An 11,949-nucleotide genomic window follows, 5' to 3' on the forward strand; every position below is an offset into this window, starting at 1 on the left:
GGTTGTCAGTCGACGTGAGAGAGCTTGTCGGGATTGGCGATGGCGTAGATGCCGCACACCTGGTCGCCCTCCGGCGTGAGATCCACGACGACGACGGCGTACGGGGCGTCGCCGGCGAGCAGCAGAACCGCCGGGTCGCCGTTGACGCTGCGGAAGGCGATCCTGAGGGCCTTGCCGGAGCTGGGGGCGACGACGGCGAGCAGCCGGGCGACGGAGTCGCGGCCGCGGATCGGCCGGAGGCCGACCGCACCCTGGGCCTTGCCTCCGCCGTCGCTCCACATGACGACGTCCGGCGCGAGGATCTCCAGGAGTGCGTCCAGGTCACCGCCGAGCGCGGCGGCCAGGAACCGTTCGGTCACCTGCTGCCGGACCTGCGGCGCGGGCTTGTAGCGGGGGCGCCGGGCGTGGACGTGCTCGCGGGCGCGGTGGGCGAGCTGGCGGACCGCGGCGGGGTTGCGGCCGAGCATCTCCGCGATCTCGGTGTGGGCGTAGCCGAACACCTCGTGCAGGACGAACACCCCGCGCTCCAGCGGGGTGAGGGTCTGCAGGATCACCATCAGCGCCATCGACACCGACTCGGTGCGCAGTGCCACATCGGCGGCGTCGTCGGCGACGGGAGCCTCGGGCAGGGAGCTGACCAGCGGTTCGGGCAGCCACGGTCCGGTGTACGTCTCACGGCGGCGGGTGATGGCGGCCTGGTGGGCGAGTGCCCGGTTCACCGCGATCCGCACCAGGTAGGCGCGCGGGCTGTCGATCGGCTCCGCGTTCGGTGCCCGGTTCCTGTTCGTCCAGGACAGCCAGGTCTCCTGCAGGACGTCCTCGGTGTCGGCGATGCCGCCGAGCATGTTGTAGACGATGGAGAACAGCAGCTCGCGGTGCTCGTTGAACACCTGTGTCGCGGTGTTCGTCACCGGATCCGAAGCCGCCGGCCCGGGGCCGTCATCGGAGATGGCCGGCTGTGAGCCTGGCGGGGGGTGCTGCGTCATGAGGCCTCCCGTCGCGGTTGCGTTCAGACCTGAGAGCTGTCCGGGCGGCCGGAGTGTGACATCCATTCCAGGAATGTGATCCACGTCACATGCTTGACGGTGCCGACCCGACCGGGACCCAAGGGCCGGCCAAAGGCCAGGTCAGGAAGGGATCCAGTCCCGCTTGATGTGCGGTGTCTCGATGCTGAGGGCACGCATGTGCTCGATGGGATTGGTGTACTCGCGGCTGGCCGCGATCCGGCCGTCACTCAGCGTGAACCCGTGGATGAAATGGTTGCGGTAGCGCCCCTCGGGATAACCGGGGAAGCGGATCGTTCCCTCACCGTCGCACTCGACCCAGATGACGGCCGGGTCCTGCGTCTCGTAGATGCATACGTCGATCCACCGCCAGTCGGGCAGTACCTCCAGGGAGAGGACGCCGTGCCGCTCCAGCTTCTCCCTGCCCCTGACGACGATGGGCCGGCCGATGTCGGTGTTGAAGAGGGACGCGGTGCCGTCCTCCGTGTAGAGCAGGTGCCTGCGCGACCGGGCCTCCGCGCCGGTCTCCATGTACCGCTCCACCGCCCGCCGGTTGCGGGCCCGTAAGTCGTGCTGATCGGTGAACACCGGTACGGCGGTGCCGGGTCGGGGTGAGCGTGCGGAGGTCATGATGTCTCCCGGTGGGGCTCAGGGCTGCAGCCGGGTCGCCACCCAGCCGTCGGCGGTCCGCTCGTAACTCAGCCGCTGGTGCAGCCGGTCGTGGCGCGCGTACCAGAACTCGATCCGGGCCGCGGCCACTTGGTAACCGCGGTAGCGCTCGGGGCGCGGCAGCGGTCCTGGCACGTCATGGAGCCGCTCGGCCTCGGCCAGCACGGCCGCCCTGTCCCCGAGCGGCTCGCTCTGGCGCGACACGGTGGTCATCGGGTGGGCGGCCGGGGGACGCGCGTGCCACAGCGCGTCCGACTCGGTGTCGGACAGCTGCCGGACGGGCCCGCTGATGGTGATCTGCTGGCCGGTCTCCCGCCAGTAGAGCACTCCGGAGACCCAGCCGGTCTCCGCGATGTCGCGCCCTTTGCGGCTGGTCGCGTGCGTCTCGAAGACGAAGCCGTCGTCCGTCACGCGGTTCAGCACGACGATCCGGGTCGATGCCTGACCCGCGGCGTTCGCGGTGGCGAGGGCCATCGCCTTCGGCTCCCTGACATCCTGCGCGTACGCGTACGCCAGCCAGTCTCGCAGCACCGGGACCGGGTCCGCCGGCGCGTCGTCGTACTCCTTGAAGACGAAGTCCAGCGACCCGGTGAGGGATTCGCTCTGGCTGGCACTCCTGATCAGACTCACCCGTGGTACCTCCGATACGTTGTGGCGCGTTTGCGCGTGCTTCGTTCCCCGGTCGACGCTCGGTGGCCCGCACGCGTCGCGAGCGGCGTCAGGGCCGGCCGGGCGGTGTCAACGAGGGACGGCCGTTGAGCGCGGCGATGTCGTCGGCGGCCATCTGCCGGTACATCTCCGCCATACGGGCGAGGCTGCCGCGGTTCCACGGAATGGCCGTGCCGGCGCGCTCCATCGCACGGCCCGCCTGGACGACGGCCGTGGTCGCCTCCACGCGGGCGCTCTCGTACGCGGCGAGCCCCGCCGGAATGTCACCGTCCGCCCGCGCCAGCTCAAGGGCCAGAACGCGCGCGTCGAGTACGGCCTGTGACGCGCCGTTGGCCCCGGCGGGATACATCGGGTGGGCGGCGTCGCCGAGCAGCGTCACACGGCCGCGGCCCCAGGCGGGGAGCGGGTCGCGGTCGACCATCGGGTACTCCAGGATGTGGTCGCCGCGCGCCAGCAGATCGGGCACGTCGAGCCAGCCCATCGACCAGCTCTCGTAGTACGGCAGCACATCCTCCAGCGCGGCCGTGCGGTGGTCGTCGACCGCGTCGACGGCGCCGCCCCCGGGGAGGGGGGCCGGCTCGGCGACCCGTACCAGACAGACCCAGTTGATCCGGTCCCTGCCGATCGGATACACCACCAGCGACGCGTCGCCGTCCCGCACGATCGCCATGGAGGTGCCGGTCAGGAACGGCCTGTCCAGCTTCGTCACACCACGCCACATCCGGTGGCCCGACCAGACCGGTGGCCCCTCGTCCGGGTGGAGTCGGGCGCGGACGGCCGAGTGCAGCCCGTCCGCACCGATCAGCGCGGCGCCGTCGAGCGTCTCGACGGCGCCGGTCCCGCGGTCCTCCACGCGGACGTGGACGGCGTCGGGCCCCTCGGTGAAGTCCAGCAGCCGGGTGCCGGTACGCACGGCGTCGGGGCCGAGCCGTTCACGGACCCGCTCCAGGAGCATCAGGTGCAACTCGCCCCGGTGGACGGAGTACTGCGGCCAGCGGTAGCCCTGGTCGAGGCCGCGGGGCTCGGCGAAGAGCTGGTCGCCGGAACTGTCGCAGTACACGTGCTCGGCCGTGGCGACACCGAGGGCGGCGAGGTCGTCGCCGAGGCCCAGTTCGGTCAGCTCGCGGACCCCGTGGCTGAGGAGGTTCATCCCGACACCGAGCGGCTCGATGTGGCGGGCCCTCTCCAGCACGACGGCGTCGATGCCCGCGGTGTGCAGGCTCAGTGCGGCCGTCAGCCCGCCGATCCCGCCGCCGGCTATGAGGACGGGCGTCATCGCTTCTCCCCCTCGGCCCCGTCGGCTCCGGGGACTTCCGCCCGGCGGAAGGTGAGTTCACGGGTTTCGGTCATGCTGCTCTGCCCCTTTCCTGTGTGGTCGTCTCCGCGTCGTGCGTGCCCGTCGAAGCGCGGCGGTCCGGCTACTTCGAGGCAGGGGGCCGGACCCGGTCGGACAGCTGAGGTGTCTGCTGGTGATAGGCGGCGACCTTGTAGCACTCCTCGCCCGCCGCCAGCGCCCCGGCGTAGACGAGTACGCGCTCGCCGGCGTACGTGTAGGGCACGTTGGCCGCGAATTCACCGATCAGCGGCTCGTACTGGGCGGGGAGCGCCGCCGGGTCCGTACTCCTCGCGGAGAACGACATCCGCTCGATCTTCGGGGAGTCCCAGCCGAAGGTGGGATACATGGCGAAGGTGGTCCGGATGAAATCCATCATCCGCCCGCTCGGCTCCGGCAGTCCGTTCCGGCGAAGCATCGACAGGACGGCCTCCCGTTCGAGCTGTTCGGAGGAGAGCCCGCTGAAGTACACGTTCCACGTCCGGTGGGCGTAGTCGATCGCGATGGCCGACACCTTGCCCTCCAGGCCGTAGGCGGCGAAGGAGTCGGCGTGCTCCGCCAGAGCGCGCGGCATGGACGGAATGCCGGCGAGCGTCGACAGCCGCTGCGGGTCGCCGAGGGGGAAGGACACGTACGCCTTCTTGAAGCCGCCGACGATTCCGTAGTCGACACCGAAGCTGTCGACCGGGCACCGCCCCTGGATTTCCGAGAACAGGGTGCCGACCGGATGGTCCGTCTTCTCGGCCAGTCCGTTCGACACGGCGATCCCGTACGGATCACCGGCGTCCGGGGGCACGGTGAAGTCGAACGCGAGCTCTCCCTTGTAACGTTCGCCGGTCGCCAGGCTGAAGACGACATGGGCGTCCGCGAGCCCGTCACCGAAGGCGTCCAGGGCCGGCCGTACCTTCTCGCGCGAGCAGGGCACGTGTGCCAGCCGAGCCGTCTCCTCGATCGCCGCGTACAGGTCTTCCAATTGAGTGGCTTCGGGCATGTCACCCTCCAAGGGAGTACGGGCCACCGGCTTGCGCCCCCAGGGCCGGCTCGGGCATATGGCGGGATCCTCCTCTCCCCCGCTTGGCAACGGCTTGGCGCCGTGGGCGGGTTGAATCCCGCTCGGCGCCAAGCGGAAACCAACTCGCGCGCCGGTCCACGCCAAGTCCTGCCGCCCGGCGGAGCCCTTGACGGGTACCGCCCGCCTCGGTGAACCTCTCCCCCAAGCGGGTCCACCGGCGTTTCGCATCCGGGGGGTTGTGGGTGGATCCACGCGCGAAGGGGGAATTGTGAGCACGCTTCAATACCCGGGCGAAGGACGATGAGCCGGGAGCCCGCGACAGCGGGCCTGACGGCGGATGACATCGTCGGCCTCCTGCGGGTCTCCAAAGGCTCCGTGTACCGCTACGCCCACCAGTACCGATGGCGCCGCTACACCGACGCCGGCCGTTCCTACTACCATCCGGACGACGTCACGGCGACCCTCGATCATCTGGGTCGGGGCAAGGGCGACTCCGTGTCACCCTGACGAGCCCCTCTCCGGATCGCTCGACCGGACCGGCCGCCGGATCCCGCGGCCGGTCCGGAGCTACTCGCTCCCGCGGGAGCGGGCGGCGGCCGGCCCTTGACGGTCGGCAGCGAAGGACCTATAAATATTCTTGTCGCCCCGGGTCCGCCCCTCTCCAGTCAACTGGACCCCCTACAGGGCGACTTCGTGCTGCGGTGACCCGAAACCACCGCTGACATCCCGGCCCAGCCCCTCTCCGCGGGCGGGCCTTTCTCCTTTTGACGCTCCTTCAGCAGCGTCGGCAGCCACCACTGCCCGCCCGCGCCTCCCGGACACCGCCGACACCGTCGCCGTGACCTCGCGCGGGCCGTCACCACTCGACATCCCCCATCGCCAGACGACGAGGAAGCGAGTCACATGAGCGGCCTGATAGTTCCCCCCGGTCAGGGGCGGAAGCTGATCACCAAGGCACAGGAAGTCACCTTCAAGGTCACCGCCGAGGACGGCTCCTCGATCTCGTGCTTCGAGGTGGTCGTGCCGCCCGGCTTCGATGTCGGGGCGCACACGCACACCCGGTCCCAGGAGTTCTTCTACGTCCTGGAAGGGGAGTTGGACCTGCTGGCGTTCGAGCCGGCCGAACGCACCGCGGACACCTGGCACGACTGGAAGTCCGCGGGCGGTGACCAGGTCGTCCGCGCGGGCGCCGGCGCCTGCATGTTCGTTCCCCCCGGCTGCCCGCACGCGTTCAGGAACGCCACCGACAGACCGGCACGCATGCTGTTCCAGAGCTACCCCTCGCCCGACCACGAGCGGTACTTCGAGGAGATCGTGGAGATCTTCTCGGCCGGCGCCTCCGTGGACGCCGGCGCCGTGGAGGCGATGCGCGAGCGCTACGACGTCCGCGAGATCACACCGCTGCGCTACGAGCCGCCCGCCCCCGCCGGCGCGCGCCCGACGACGGCACACGGGAGGTGACCACGATGGACCGTATCCCCCTCGTCCACTCCAGTCTGGGAGAGAAGGAGCTGGCGGCCGTCGCCGAGGTGTTCTCCTCGGGATGGCCCGCCGGTCAGGGGCCGAGAGGAAAGGCCCTGGAGGCCCGGCTGGCCGAGCGCTACGGAGTCGGTGACGCGGTCGCGCTGAGCAACTGCGGGGCCGCGCTCCACCTGGCGATGCTCGCACTCGGCGTCGGTCCCGGCGACGAGGTGATCGTCGCCGACTACACCTTCCCGGCTCCCGCCCACGCGGTGAGGTACGTCGACGCGGTGCCGGTCTTCGCGGACGTACGGGCCGACACCGGCACCGTGGACCCCCGGTCGGTGGCGGACCTGATCGGCCCCCGGACCGTCGGTGTGATCGCCGTCGACACGGTCGGCCTGCCCGCCGACTACACGGAGCTGACGGCGATCGCCGACCGCCACGGACTGTTCGTCGTCGAGGACGCCGCGTGCGCGGTGGGCGCGACGTACCAGGGACGGGAGGCCGGCGCGCTCGCGCCGGTGGCCTGTCTCTCCTTCCACGGGCGCAAGGGGGCCACCAGCGGTGAGGGCGGTGCCCTGATCACCGCCGACCCCGCGCTCGCGGCGGACGCGAGGCTCCGGTCGTCGTTCGGTATCGGAAGCATCTTCGACCAGGCGCAGACAGTCGGTCTGCCGATCCCCGTGTTCACCGACATCGGCTACAACTACAAGCTGTCCGACATCGCCGCCGCGATCCTCCAGGTACAGCTGGAGCGGGTCGGGGAACTGCTGGAGCGACGGAGCGCCGTCGCGGCGCGCTACGCGGAACTCCTCGCGGACGAGGAACTTCTGACGGTCCCTCATGTTCCGGAGGACCGTACCCACGCCTGGCAGTCCTACGTGGTCACCCTGGACCGGGCCGTGGACCGTGACGAGGTCGCCACCGCGCTGCGGGCGCAGGGCATCGGCTCCGGGCACGGCACGTGGGCGACCCATCTGCAGCCGGTGTACCGGAGCGAGCAGAAGTGCCCGGTCTCGGCGGACCTCTTCCGGCGCAATCTCGCCGTCCCGATGCACGCCGAACTCACCATGAGCCAGGTCGAACGGGTCGTGGACGTGCTGCGGAGCGCTCTGCGGACCCAGGCGAGCGGTCGCGCCGCCTGAGGCGTACGGCCGGCTGTCGCCGATGCCGGGACGGGTCGCGCGTGCGGCCCGGTCCCGGCATCGGTGACGCCGTCGCGCGCGCCGCCCGACCCTTACAGAGAGAGGGAACCCCTTCATGGAAGCCGTCAACGCCGCGATCATCTACTACAGCGCGACCGGCGCCGTCCACAGCATGGCGCGCGCCGCGGCCGAGGGCGCGGAGAAGGCCGGCGCACAGGTGCGGCTGCGCAAGGTCCCCGAACTGGCCCAGGAGTCGGCGATCAGCGCCAAACCGGCCTGGGCCCGGCACCTGCGCGAGACCGCCGACGTCACCGAGGCCACCCTGGCGGACCTGGAGTGGGCCGACGCGGTGCTGTTCGGCACCCCCACCCGCTTCGGCAACCCGTCCATGCAGCTCAAGGCGTTCATCGACACCACCGGCGGACTGTGGCGGCAGAACAGGCTCGCCGACAAGGTGTACTCGGTCTTCACCTCGACCGGCTCCGCGCACGGCGGACACGAGTCCACCATCCTGGCGCTGGGGAACGTGTTCTACCACTGGGGCGGCGTCATCGTGCCCCCCGGTTACACCGATCCCGTCCAGCACGAGGTCGGCAATCCGTACGGCACCTCCCACTGGGCCGCCGACGGCCCGCCCGGCCAAGCGGTCCTGGACTGCGCCCACTACCAGGCCCGGCGCGCCGTGGTCGTGGCGGCGGCCCTGAAGGCCGGCCGCCACACCCTCTGACCCGCCGGGCCCGCGACGCCCTACGGGCGGACGGCGCTACTTCGAAGACAGGCCCTGGCGGGCGAAGATCAACGTGGTCGGCGACGGTGTGCGCAGGAAGGAGATGTCGTCGAAGCCGGACTTGGTGAGCCAGGCCCGGTAGTCCTCCCGGCGCCAGGTGCCTCCGTGCCTGCTCTTGAGGAGCATCTCCCCCGCGAAGGTCAGCGCGAAGGCGGGGCCGGAGCGGTCGTCGTCGACGACGTAGTCCGAGATGACCAGGGTGCCGCCGGGCCGCAGAGCGCTCCGTACCCTCGCGAAGATCTCCATGTTGCCCTCCGGTCCCTCCTGGTGGGCGATGTTGGAGTACGTCACGATGTCGTGGGCCGAGGTGCCGAAGTCGGTGGTGTGGAAGTCGCCGTCGAGGTAGCTGACGCGGTCGGCCACGCCGCGCTCGGCGAGCAGCCGGCGGGCGATCGCGTTGATCGGCGCCCAGTCGAGCTGGGTCGAGCGGGCGGCGGGGTTGAGCGCGAGCCAGACGGCGGAGTAGATGCCCGATCCGCCGCCGATGTCGAGAATGGAGATCTCCCCGGCCTCCGCGAGCCGCAGCGTCTCGGCGGCGATCGCCGCCACGGGGGCCGACTGCGCGGCGAGCGCCTGGACCAGATTCTCCCAGTGGGGGTTGTCGGCCACCTCCACCACCGCGTTCCGCAGCGGTCCCCCCGCGCGCACGACGTCGGGCAGGTCCGCCAGGGAGGCCATGTGCCCCATCTTGACCTTGGCGAAGCCGGTCAGGGACGCGGGCAGGCCGTCCACCAGGAAGGCGGACGCGTCGGCGGTGTTGCGGTACCGGCCGGCGTCCAGTTCGACGAGACCGATGCCGACCAGTGCGTCGAGGAGGGTCTGGGCGCCACGGTGCGAGATGCCCGCGAGGTCGGCCAGTTGGTCCGCGGAGGTCGCTCCGTTCTCCAGGTGGGTGAACACCGAATGGTTCGCCGCCGTCCCCAGCACACCGGTGGCCCAGTAACCGGTGATGAGCCGCATGATCCGATCCGATGTCGGTCGGCCGCTGTTCATATTGTCCCTCCTGAATACAGGTACGGCTCCGAGGCGGAGTCCGGATTTCCTTGCGTCTCCACGGTCCAACTGCCCAGCGCCATCTCGGCGGTTATGCCGGGACCGAAACCGGCTATCAGACCCGTGGCGGCCGACGGCAGTACCGTGTCCTCCTCGAATTGCCGCCGCAGCGCCTCCAGTACGACAGCACTGGCGATGTTTCCGTAATCGGCCAGGGTGGACCAGCTGTGCCGGAACACCTTGCGGTCGACATTGAGGAACTTGGCCAGATCGTCCAGAATCCGGGGACCGCCGGCGTGAATGATGTAGAAATCGAGGTTGCCGACGTCCCAGCCGTGACTCCTCGTGAATTCCCGCAGCACCGGGGCGAGCGGTTCCATCGTTCCGGGCACACGGCGGTCGAGCTGGAAATGGAAGCCGGTGTCGCGCACCGCGTACGAGATCCAGTCCTCGGTGTTCGGAATGAGATGGGCGGCGTTGCGCTCCAGGCTCACGCCGGTACCGCCGCTCCCCCGCACGACGGCGGCGCCCACCGCGTCACCGAACAGGCCGTCGGAGAGCAGCGCGCTGATGTCGTCGTCGGTGGGCTGGTAGCACAGCGAGCACAGCTCGCAGGAGACGATCAGGACGTTGCTCTCGGGGTGGGCGGCACAGAAGTCGTGGGCGCGGTTGATCGCTGCGCCCCCCGCGGCGCAGCCCAACTGGGCGATCGGCAACTGGCGCGTGTCGTACCGGAACCCCATCGTGTTGATCAGCCACGCGGTGAGCGAGGGCATGAGGAACCCGGTGCACGACACGTAGATGATGGCGTCGATGTCCTGTGCCCCGAGGCCCGCGTTCGCCAGGGCCTCCTCGACGACCGGCGGGCACCGCTTCTTCGATTCCAGCTCGTAGATGCGGTTGCGCTCCTCGAAACCCGGGTGCCTGAGCGTCTTTTCGACGGGCTGCACGATGTGACGCTTCCGCACTCCGGTGTTCTGTATCAGCCGCAGCGCCAGCGGCAGTTGCGGTTTTCCCGCGTGTACCTTCGCGGCGAATTCCATCGTCTCTTCCGCCGTGATCGTGTATTCCGGAACATGCACCGACGGCTTGCACAGGGTTGGCATGCGGAGATCCGCCTCTCTGAGGTGAAGAAGGTTCCGCTGTCCCACAGCGTGTACAGCTCAATGTCGCGCAACTCGCTTGCCACCGACTTGGTTTCGACTTGGCCTTCGCAGCCCCTTTTGATAAAGGACCCGAAATGCAGAGGAGTTCAGAGATGATGCACGAGGAAACCAGCACCGATACGGCTGTCGCCGGCCTCAGGATCGCCGACGGCCGCCGGACGCAGGTTCTTCTCAGGCAGCGGCCGCAAGGCGGTGTCGGCGAGGCCCGGTGCATCGCCGAACTGGAGCGCGAGGTCCGGGATCTCCAGAGAGCGAACGCGACACTCAAGCGGTACGTCGCGAAGGTTCTCGAACTCAACCTCGAATTCCCGCTGCCCGAAGCCGGCTTCGAAGCCACCGGGATCGGCGGGGTCGCCGGGCGCGGGAACGGCACGAACGCTGTCGCGTTCTCACGCCGCGGCGCGCCGGCCGCTCTGCGGGGAATCGGGGCACCGTCCCTGAAGTCCCTGGACCGGTCACCGGACCGGTCACCGGACCGGCCGCCGGCCGAGGTGGAGTTCCGGGTGCTCGGCCCCGTGGAGGCCGTTGTCGCCGGCCGCCGGATCGACCTGGGGGCGCCGAAGCAGCGTGCGGTGCTCGCGCTGCTGGTGAGCCGGGTGGGGCAACCGGTGTCGGTCGACGTCCTGCTGGAGGAGTTGTGGGAGGGACGGCCGCCCCCGTCGGCGATCACCTCGCTGCACGCGTACGTGGCCAACTTAAGGAGGGTGCTGGAACCGGACCGGGCGCCACGGAAGCCCGCGACGGTGCTGCGTACGCGCGGCCGCTCCTATCTCCTCGACAACCGCGCCGTCGACGTGGACGTCCAGCGCTTCGGTGAGCGCGCGAAGGCCGGGTGGCAGGCGCTCGACCAGCGTGATCCGCAGCGCGCTCTGCGCGAATTCGAGGCGGGACTGGCACTGTGGCGCGGGCCGGCGTACGCGGAGGTGGCCGACGCCACCCATGTGGCGCCGGAGGTCGTGCGGCTGGAGGAGTTGCGGCTCTGGGTGGTCGAGGGGCGCTGCGCGACGCTGATAGCGGTGGGGGCGCACGAGATCGCGGTGTCCGAGCTGGCCGCCTTCACCCAGGCCCACCCGCTGCGCGAGTACGGCTGCGAGCTGCTGAGCGTGGCGCTGTACCGGGCCGGACGACAGGCCGACGCACTGGCGGTGCTGCGGTCCCATCAGAAGCGGATGGCCGAGGAGTTGGGCATCGATCCCAGCCCGGCGCTCCAGCATCTCGAGAGGGACATTCTGCACCAGGCTCCGAGCCTGGACTGAGGCGCCACGGATTCACAGGTTCACGGATTCACAGGTTCACAGGTTCACAGCTTCGCAGGTCAGCGAAGTACGAGACGAAACAGGAGACCCGGCATGAGCGTTCACACCTTCCGCGCCAGGATCAGGCCCGAGAAGATCGCGGAGATGGAGAAGGCGGGCGAGAAGATGTTCGCGGCCATCGAGGCCGCCCGGCCCGAGGGCGTCCGTTACGCCTGGACCAGGCTCGACGACGGCGAGACCTATGTGTTCGTGGTCGAGTTCGAGAACGGCGACAACACTCCCCTGCTCGCCGTGCCCGCCTTCAAGGAGGTCATGGCCAGGCTGAAGAGCGAGTGGATCTCGGAGCCGCTGGTCGTCGAACGGCTGACACCCATCGGCTCGTACAAGCTGTTCTGACCGTTCCGGACCCCGTTGGCGCCGCCAAGCAGGCGCCAACGGGGGCACCAGCTTC

At 69.9% G+C, this 11,949-nt stretch carries 13 protein-coding genes; 6 read left to right on the forward strand and 7 right to left on the reverse strand.

What is annotated here, in order from left to right:
• Positions 1 to 5: 5 nt before the first annotated feature.
• The 5 genes from sigJ to GXP76_RS03365 form a co-directional block, all read right to left on the reverse strand.
• Complete coding sequence (gene sigJ, locus GXP76_RS03345; protein ID WP_242569876.1) at positions 6 to 986, reverse strand: RNA polymerase sigma factor SigJ; 981 nt, start codon at positions 984 to 986, stop codon at positions 6 to 8.
• 141 nt (positions 987 to 1,127) lie between these two features.
• A complete protein-coding gene (locus GXP76_RS03350) occupies positions 1,128 to 1,634 on the reverse strand; it encodes a PhzA/PhzB family protein (protein WP_242569877.1) in 507 nt (168 codons plus the stop codon).
• Between the two features lie 18 nt (positions 1,635 to 1,652).
• Positions 1,653 to 2,303 carry a phenazine biosynthesis FMN-dependent oxidase PhzG gene (gene phzG / locus GXP76_RS03355; protein WP_242569878.1) on the reverse strand — a complete coding sequence of 217 codons (651 nt, stop codon included), beginning with the start codon at positions 2,301 to 2,303 and terminating at the stop codon, positions 1,653 to 1,655.
• A gap of 88 nt (positions 2,304 to 2,391) precedes the next feature.
• The gene (locus GXP76_RS03360; RefSeq protein WP_242569879.1) at positions 2,392 to 3,618 is read right to left on the reverse strand and encodes an FAD-dependent monooxygenase; all 1,227 of its coding nucleotides are present in this window, start codon (positions 3,616 to 3,618) and stop codon (positions 2,392 to 2,394) included.
• Between the two features lie 142 nt (positions 3,619 to 3,760).
• The gene (locus tag GXP76_RS03365; RefSeq protein ID WP_242569880.1) at positions 3,761 to 4,666 is read right to left on the reverse strand and encodes an aromatic prenyltransferase; all 906 of its coding nucleotides are present in this window, start codon (positions 4,664 to 4,666) and stop codon (positions 3,761 to 3,763) included.
• A 321-nt stretch (positions 4,667 to 4,987) separates the two neighbouring features.
• Here GXP76_RS03365 and GXP76_RS03370 point away from each other — a divergent pair, with 321 nt between their 5' ends.
• The 4 genes from GXP76_RS03370 (at position 4,988) to wrbA (ending at position 8,023) form a co-directional block, all read left to right on the forward strand.
• Complete coding sequence (locus tag GXP76_RS03370; RefSeq protein WP_242569881.1) at positions 4,988 to 5,194, forward strand: hypothetical protein; 207 nt, start codon at positions 4,988 to 4,990, stop codon at positions 5,192 to 5,194.
• A 396-nt stretch (positions 5,195 to 5,590) separates the two neighbouring features.
• The gene (locus GXP76_RS03375) at positions 5,591 to 6,148 is read left to right on the forward strand and encodes a cupin domain-containing protein (RefSeq protein ID WP_242569882.1); all 558 of its coding nucleotides are present in this window, start codon (positions 5,591 to 5,593) and stop codon (positions 6,146 to 6,148) included.
• A 5-nt stretch (positions 6,149 to 6,153) separates the two neighbouring features.
• Entirely contained in the window at positions 6,154 to 7,296 is a 1,143-nt protein-coding gene (locus GXP76_RS03380) for a DegT/DnrJ/EryC1/StrS aminotransferase family protein (RefSeq protein ID WP_242569883.1), read from the forward strand.
• Positions 7,297 to 7,411: 115 nt separating this feature from the next.
• Positions 7,412 to 8,023, forward strand: a complete 612-nt coding sequence (gene wrbA, locus GXP76_RS03385) for an NAD(P)H:quinone oxidoreductase (RefSeq protein ID WP_242569884.1) — start codon at positions 7,412 to 7,414, stop codon at positions 8,021 to 8,023.
• Between the two features lie 36 nt (positions 8,024 to 8,059).
• Here wrbA and GXP76_RS03390 read toward each other — a convergent pair whose 3' ends face one another.
• Together GXP76_RS03390 and GXP76_RS03395 are read right to left on the reverse strand one after the other, a co-directional pair.
• The gene (locus tag GXP76_RS03390) at positions 8,060 to 9,043 is read right to left on the reverse strand and encodes a methyltransferase (protein ID WP_242569885.1); all 984 of its coding nucleotides are present in this window, start codon (positions 9,041 to 9,043) and stop codon (positions 8,060 to 8,062) included.
• Between the two features lie 29 nt (positions 9,044 to 9,072).
• Entirely contained in the window at positions 9,073 to 10,182 is a 1,110-nt protein-coding gene (locus tag GXP76_RS03395) for a type III polyketide synthase (protein ID WP_242569886.1), read from the reverse strand.
• 152 nt (positions 10,183 to 10,334) lie between these two features.
• On the opposite strand from GXP76_RS03395, the gene GXP76_RS03400 reads away from it, so the two are divergent.
• Together GXP76_RS03400 and GXP76_RS03405 are read left to right on the forward strand one after the other, a co-directional pair.
• Positions 10,335 to 11,498, forward strand: a complete 1,164-nt coding sequence (locus GXP76_RS03400; RefSeq protein ID WP_242569887.1) for an AfsR/SARP family transcriptional regulator — start codon at positions 10,335 to 10,337, stop codon at positions 11,496 to 11,498.
• Positions 11,499 to 11,591: 93 nt separating this feature from the next.
• The gene (locus tag GXP76_RS03405) at positions 11,592 to 11,894 is read left to right on the forward strand and encodes a hypothetical protein (protein WP_242569888.1); all 303 of its coding nucleotides are present in this window, start codon (positions 11,592 to 11,594) and stop codon (positions 11,892 to 11,894) included.
• Positions 11,895 to 11,949: the final 55 nt, after the last annotated feature.

The sequence above is a fragment of the Streptomyces sp. NP-1717 genome (assembly GCF_022695985.1).
GTDB lineage: Bacteria > Actinomycetota > Actinomycetes > Streptomycetales > Streptomycetaceae > Streptomyces.